Source organism: Metabacillus sp. 22489 (assembly GCF_052044855.1).
Taxonomy (GTDB): Bacteria; Bacillota; Bacilli; order Bacillales; family Bacillaceae; genus Metabacillus; species Metabacillus niabensis.
In genome coordinates this window covers 40,803-47,073 of sequence record NZ_JBQENT010000042.1, presented here as the reverse complement: position 1 = coordinate 47,073, position 6,271 = coordinate 40,803, and the positions used below count along the sequence as shown (strand labels likewise).

8 protein-coding genes are annotated in these 6,271 nt (G+C 34.6%); 4 read left to right on the top strand and 4 right to left on the bottom strand.

Annotation, left to right across the window (positions count from 1 at the left end; genetic code table 11):
- Positions 1 to 111, top strand: a 111-nt coding sequence (locus tag ACTJJ9_RS20355; RefSeq protein ID WP_440768848.1) for an IS3 family transposase, incomplete at its 5' end; no start/stop codon positions are given.
- Between the two features lie 50 nt (positions 112 to 161).
- Here ACTJJ9_RS20355 and ACTJJ9_RS20350 read toward each other — a convergent pair.
- The 3 genes from ACTJJ9_RS20350 to ACTJJ9_RS20340 all read right to left on the bottom strand — a co-directional run bounded on the left by ACTJJ9_RS20350 (position 162) and on the right by ACTJJ9_RS20340 (position 1,880).
- Complete coding sequence (locus tag ACTJJ9_RS20350; protein WP_145584668.1) at positions 162 to 623, bottom strand: hypothetical protein; 462 nt, start codon at positions 621 to 623, stop codon at positions 162 to 164.
- 334 nt (positions 624 to 957) lie between these two features.
- A complete protein-coding gene (locus ACTJJ9_RS20345) occupies positions 958 to 1,572 on the bottom strand; it encodes a hypothetical protein (protein WP_145584666.1) in 615 nt (204 codons plus the stop codon).
- Positions 1,573 to 1,583: 11 nt separating this feature from the next.
- Positions 1,584 to 1,880, bottom strand: a complete 297-nt coding sequence (locus ACTJJ9_RS20340; RefSeq protein ID WP_145584664.1) for a hypothetical protein — start codon at positions 1,878 to 1,880, stop codon at positions 1,584 to 1,586.
- A gap of 293 nt (positions 1,881 to 2,173) precedes the next feature.
- On the opposite strand from ACTJJ9_RS20340, the gene ACTJJ9_RS20335 reads away from it, so the two are divergent.
- Positions 2,174 to 2,611, top strand: a complete 438-nt coding sequence (locus ACTJJ9_RS20335) for a GNAT family N-acetyltransferase (protein WP_145584662.1) — start codon at positions 2,174 to 2,176, stop codon at positions 2,609 to 2,611.
- Between the two features lie 154 nt (positions 2,612 to 2,765).
- Here ACTJJ9_RS20335 and ACTJJ9_RS20330 read toward each other — a convergent pair whose 3' ends face one another.
- Complete coding sequence (locus tag ACTJJ9_RS20330) at positions 2,766 to 3,755, bottom strand: LacI family DNA-binding transcriptional regulator (RefSeq protein WP_440768846.1); 990 nt, start codon at positions 3,753 to 3,755, stop codon at positions 2,766 to 2,768.
- 84 nt (positions 3,756 to 3,839) lie between these two features.
- Here ACTJJ9_RS20330 and ACTJJ9_RS20325 point away from each other — a divergent pair, with 84 nt between their 5' ends.
- A complete protein-coding gene (locus ACTJJ9_RS20325) occupies positions 3,840 to 4,691 on the top strand; it encodes an HAD-IIB family hydrolase (protein ID WP_095299642.1) in 852 nt (283 codons plus the stop codon).
- Between the two features lie 334 nt (positions 4,692 to 5,025).
- Entirely contained in the window at positions 5,026 to 6,270 is a 1,245-nt protein-coding gene (locus ACTJJ9_RS20320) for an MDR family MFS transporter (RefSeq protein ID WP_186324311.1), read from the top strand.
- The last annotated feature ends 1 nt before the right edge of the window (position 6,271 follow it).

The window sequence follows — 6,271 nt, the reverse complement described above, 5'->3', positions numbered from 1 at the left end:
AGAAAAATAGAAGATTATATTTACTGGTATAACAATATACGATCAAAAGAAAAATTGACTGGACTAAGTCCGGTTGAATACCGAATTCAATCCAGCCAATCAGCTGCATAATAAAAACTTTAACTTTTAGGGGTAAGCTCCAGAGAGGGCTATTTTGCAGTTTATTTTTTTGTTCTCATTGGTTCAACAATAAAGAGCTGATATACATAATTACAAATTGCAACAGCAACACTTAAAATGAAAAGCTGCTTTCTGCTCATTCGAATCATTCTATATATGCCGAGTTTTTCGGCTATCGTTGTTAATGGATAGGCAAATAAGTAATCAGCAAAAATATTTGTTAAAAGATATAACCATAATTTTTTGTATGTTAATTTAAAAATCCAAAAGTTAATGACAGAAAACGGACCAAATACAAATGAAACATCTGTTGCTAGCTTTGGGAAGATCGGATGTTTTACCTTCCACCAGTTATATTCTCTTGATAACTCACTTATCAAGGCTATCACTAAATCACTAAATACAATCGTTGGCATAAATCGAAAAAATGTATTTCTACCGAGTTTAAATATAGATAACCAAGGGATAATGAGCAGCAAATACATTTTCCATTTTTCTTTCATTTGTAATGCCCCCTATGTATGAAACGAATAGTCAATAATATAGTTTTATCGTATTTTTACCTATATTCATTTTTATATCCATTGATTTGGAAAGTTAATGTCAATCATTCTTCTTGGATATGTAACTATAAAAATGGTTGAGTAAAACGAAAAAGCAGGAGAGTTCAAGTATTCTCCTGCTTTTCCTTTATATTTTATATGGATGTAAGACAAATAAAATACCCAGTGCTTTTTATAAGGATAGACGTATTGATTTTTCTAAAATTATACTATGTCACTTTGTGGGAAAAGTGCATTTACTTTGGAAGCAATTGTATGAAAAGGATGTGCTCCTTTATTTTTTACAGTCATTTGAGTGGGTTTCTTGATTTCTAATAAGAAAACTTTTTAAGGTTTTTGAAAAAAGATAATGACATAATGCGATGATTCCTCCTATGAAATCGGCAATTAGATCGAAATCTGTATCCAATAAGCTAGGTTGATTTTTTATTTTTGGTTTAAATAGTATGTCTTGTGAAAATTCAATGATTTCATAAAACGCACCTAATGCTGTTGAGAGGATGATAAAGAAAATAATGACGAGTCTTTTTTGTGTGATCTTTACCTTTGCAAATTGTTGAATAATATAAAATGCCCATAGTGTCATTGCATATGTTCCAAATACGTGCTGAACGCGGTCATAAAAAGTGGATGTAACATACCAATTAAGTAATTCACCAAAAAAACTATTGCTCATTATCGCTAAGATAACAACGAGGCGAACATATAAAGGGATTACCCATTTTTGTTTAAATTCAAAAATCATATATACGACCCAAAAAAGAAGATCAGACAAAGCAATTCGCATATATTCGAAATTTTTTATCATAAAAAGTCCAATAATACAGGCAGATTGTAAGACGATAAAAATTGAATCAAGGATCAATCTTTTATGTGAATCCTGTTTCATCTATATCACTCCTATGAGCCTCGAATGTTATTTTCTTTTTCGCTCCTAAATGAGATGAGGGTCGTTTTTAATGAAGCATAGGATCCGATAGCAGCATAGCCATAAAACCATCCCATAAAAACACTTGCTAGCAAATCGTGGCGATGACTTATAAAGATTGAAATACTTAATCCTAATATAAGGGCGATTGTTGGGACATACTTTCTTTTTACTTTTAGAAAGAGTTTTATTAGTTGTGTGATGATCATCACAATTGGAACAGCAATTACAGCATCCCAAAAATTTGTATGAATTGTCGGAAAGTCCATTTTAAGCACACCTTTTTACAAATATTCTTCTTACGCTACAATTAATCTTTATAAAAACCAATCATATTTAAAAAACAGCCTTAAATTAAAAAGACTGTTAAAGCATTGATAACAGTCATGGTAATGAGAAAAGTATGGAGGAGCAAAGTCCTTTAGAGCTATTTATTAGAATGGATTAATAATAAGTTTTTATACAAAAGGGATAAAGCGGCAGGAATCTATATCAAAAGGAAATCGATTAAGATAGTATGCTAAACTGAATAAAAGGATTTTGGAAGGAAAGGATTTCATTCATGGATATTAGAAAACCTAGTGACTTGGAACTTAAACAGATTTTGTTGTTTTCACCAGAAGCTATATATGATGGTACATTGGGAGAGATAAAACCTACAAATGAGAAGATTGAACAACTAGTCATCCCCCTCCTTGAAAAAGGCTGCTATTACTTAATAGCCGTAGAAGATGATCGATTAATGGGGTGGATACTATTAGGTGCTAGTAAGGACCAGTTTACTGATAAGGAAAATGGTTTTATTTATGAACTATTTGTTTTAGATGAGTTTAGAGGAAAGGGTCTTTCTAAACAGTTAATGAGAACAGCCATTAACCAATTGAGTCAGGAAGGATACACTGAAGTTCGCCTAAGTGCTTTTGTTGAGAATCGGGCAATTAAACTGTACGAAAAAATGGGATTTGAAAAGAGGACAGTAACTATGAGCCTGTCGTTATGAAAAACTTTTAAGATTACGTATACGGTATTCTACTATAGCTGGATTACTAAATGGAAAAAACGTAATGGATTTAATCCATCACGTTTTTTAAAAATCTAAATAGTGAAAGTTGTGCCGTTATTTCATTCTTTTTCTCAGTGAAGAGTATAAACCACTAACTTGACCCTCTAATGATCACTTCTCCGTTGTAAATCTTTTTGATCGGAGTTTGTTTACTACCATTCATTTTCCTAATGACGTGATCGACTAAGTCATTAGACATCTCCTGAATACGGTTGCTGATCGTCGAAATTTGCGGGCTTGTTACAAGTGATATCGGGTGATTATCAAATCCAATAATTGAAAAATGCTGCGGAATTTGAATGTTTTTATTAACAGCCGATTTAATTAATCCAGCGGCAACGAAGTCACTGCCAGCAATTATCCCTTCGATTTCTAGATGCTCATGAAAGATTTTTTCACCTAGTTTGATTCCATCCTCTATCGTTGATATGTGATTGAAAAGAAAGTCTTTGTTGTAATTCAAGCCCTTTTTATCGTGAGCTAAAATAAACCCCTTTAACCTCGCTTGCTGTAAAGGAGAATCAATATGATCTGAACAGAAGCCTAGCTTTGAAATGCCTTTATCGAGAAGGTATGCTGTTGCTTTCATTGTTACCTCTTCCTCATTTAAACAAAACACATCAAAATATCTTCCACTGTAATCTTCATTACAGGCAATGAACAGCTTATTTTCTGTATACGCTGCGACTTCCTCCTCAGATAATGTAGAGGAGGAGGCTAAGATGATCGCATCAAACTCATTTCTTTGCAGCTGTGTGTATACGTCTATTTCTATCTGTTTGCTTGAAAAGGTTTGATGTACGACAGTTTTGAATCCTTTCGCATAACAAGCAGCAGATAGATAACTAACTAGCTGACTAAAATAAGGATGATTTAAATTAGGGACGAGTATAGCTATACTCTTTGTTTGCTTTTGCCGTAATTGTTTTGCAAGGGAATTCGGAACATATTGATGCTGTTGCATAATATTTAATACTTTGCTTCTTGTTTCAGCTGATACATGTGGATGATTGGAAATCACCCGAGAAACCGTTGATTTAGAAACACCGCTTAGGCGAGCGATATCATAGATTGTGACCATTTTGCACCTCGAAAAAAATTATATTGACCTGGGACCGATACCAGCAATTATAGTTTAAAAAAGTAAAAATTGGGGTGTTGAATAATGAATATTAAGCTGAAAAAACCTTTTTCAAGCTCTCATAAAGTGAACTATTTACTCTTTTTTGATTTTGATGAAACATATTTTCCGCATTCTTGTACAGATGACTTGTTAAAGCATGTCTATGAATTGGAACAATATCTAGAAAACCTTGCACAAAAGCATCATGTAAAAATCGGTTGGGTAACCGGAAGCGACATCAATCAAATTATGCAAAAAATGGAGCGGGCAAATATGTCGTATAGTCCCCATTTTATCGCAAGTAACTTAGGTACTGAAGTATATAACGTTAATGAAAATGGAGAATTGGTTACTAACGTTGAATGGGAAAAGAGATTAAGGAAAGCTGCCTTCTCAAACGACAACGTAAATGAATTAGTCAGAGAATTGTATAATCAATATAAAATAGAGCTTGTCGAGCAAACGCAATTTGGCCAAAAACGTACAAAATGCAACTATTACTATTTTGAAAAATCTGTGACGAAAAGCGAATATGATTTAAAAATTATTCGACATTTAGCGAAAATGAACGGGATAGGAATAAATATAAACCGATGCAACCCAAAAGCAGGAGATCCTGAAGGAGCATTTGATGTTGATTTTATCCCTCTTCATACTGGAAAAAAAGCAATCGTAGAGTTTATGATGAAATACGACCAAGTTCCTTACGATAACACTTTTGCTTTTGGGGATAGTGGTAACGATGTTGAAATGTTAAAAACAGTAAAACATGGCTATTTATTAGGAAATGCCACTGAGGAAGCTAAAGGCTTGCATGATAAAGTATCGATATCTCATTATTCTGAAGGAATATTAGAGGTACTAAAAAAATGTTTAGTTAATAGTTTAAATTAAATATAGGTTTAAAGGTTACGTTGCGGTCTGTATGAACTTTCGATTGCAATGGGGAATACAGCAACTATAGGAAGCTAAACATCATAACGAAAACAATACATCAAAAAAGACGCCTCTTAGTAGAAGCGTCTTTTTTATATAGAAACAAATGTTCGGTTTGTAGGACAATTAAATAAAAAGGGTATATATTCGATTTTCATATTATTAGTATAAACAATTCATAATTATAAGTCTATATCTTTTAAGGAAAATGCTTTAATATTTTTTGTACTCGGCCGAGAACTTAGTGTGTGCACCACTGGAAAGTACGATATTCGTTATGAGGAGGATTTTTGTGCAAATACGATTATGGGACAATAATTTGAAGGTTCGTTTAATCGGAGAGGGTATGTTCAATATGCTTTTTTGGATGTACTTTCCATTTATTACGGTGTATTTTAGTTATGAACTAGGCAATAGCATTGCGGGCATCTTGATGACAGTCCCACCGATTTTTAGCGCGATTGGAAGTCTGCTCGGAGGAGGGTTAACTGATCAATTTGGTCGGCGACCTGTCATGCTTTTAGGGGCTTTGCTTCAGGCGGTGATGTTTATCTTGTTTGCAGTGTCACCATCCCCTTGGATTGATTACATCGCATTCATTGGCATCGGATTTGGGGGAGCGATCTATCGGCCCGCAAGTTCCGCGATGGTAGCTGATTTGATTCCTGCCGAAAATCTTCGCGAGGTATTCGCAACGTTTGCAACAGCTAATAACATTGGTGCCGTACTCGGTCCAGCCCTTGGAGCGATTTTTTTCTTTCAATATCGGCAAGAACTGTTATGGACCTGTGCAGTTGTATTAATTCTTTACTTTATCACGATTTATTTCATCGTTCATGAAACAGCGGCACAAACGAGAGAGAAAAACTCGAAAATAAGCAGTGTATTTAAGGAGCAATGGAAAGGGTATGGAATTATTTTCCGGGATAAAGTATTCTTGATTTATATTTTGGCGGGGATTTTTGCCCTTATTCCGATTATGCAGCTTGATCTCTATTTACCGATCTATATTATCAACCATGTACCAGCGCAACAAATTTTTGCTTGGGAGAATGGTTCCTTCTTGCTATCAAGTACAGATATTTTTGGCTGGCTAGTCGGGTTTAACGGCCTTTTGTTCGTATTGTTTATTCTGCCGGTAACGAAATGGTTTAGACGCTGGAAGGAACGTGATGTATTCATCCTTTCATCGCTTTTGGCCGGTTTCGGTACATTTTTTGTCGGATTAAACTCGAATATTTGGTACTTATTTTTCGTAACCATTATCTTTACGTTCGGTGAAATTGTGCGCTCTCCAGTGACACAGAGCTTTATTAGCCGCTATGCACCTGAACACGCAAGAGGCCAGTACATGGGCGCTGATAGTCTGCAAAATACGATCGGGAAGTTTCTCGCACCATTCATGGTGTTCCTATCAAGCTGGGTACCACCTATTGGAGTTTTCAGTATCATTTTGCTGTTCTCCTTCGTCAGTATCATCCTATACATTCATTTATTTAAAAAATATGAAGAAAAGCCAGTGCAACATGAGATGTAAA